Source organism: Chitinimonas sp. JJ19 (assembly GCF_036961565.1).
Lineage (GTDB): Bacteria > Pseudomonadota > Gammaproteobacteria > Burkholderiales > Chitinimonadaceae > Chitinimonas.
Window position 1 is genome coordinate 1 of sequence record NZ_JBAMDD010000042.1, and the last position, 408, is coordinate 408.

Sequence of the window (408 nt, forward strand, 5' to 3'; positions counted from 1 at the left end):
CATACGTCGACCACTGCCCTCCCGCCAAGCCTATCGGATCACTCTGGATATACCGGCCCGTCCTCGGATCATAATCCCGGAACCCGTTGTAGAACAGCCCGCTCTCCCCATCATGGTACTGACCCGCAAACCGCAGGTTCAGCTCCAGCGGCAGCCCCAGCTGCTCCGGGTCTTCCTGCGGTGCGGTGCTACCAAACGGTTCGCTGTGCCACAGCCACCTCGCTCGCCGCTGGCTGTCCGTCACCAGCCGGGGCGTGCCTAGGTGGTCGGGGTGGATGGCATACAGCTGACCTTCCCACACCAGTGCTACCGGTAGCTCGTCCAGGTAGAGGTATTCCTTCACCGTGCGCCCCTGCCCGTCGCTTTCGGCGATCAGGTGGCGGCTTTGGTCGTAGTGGTAATAGACGC

The 408-nt window shown here is 63.2% G+C and carries 1 protein-coding gene; it reads right to left on the reverse strand.

The genetic code is table 11. The features are described 5' to 3' along the window. Positions 1-408, reverse strand: a 408-nt coding sequence (locus V7714_RS20580) for an RHS repeat domain-containing protein (protein WP_335711409.1), incomplete at both ends; no start/stop codon positions are given.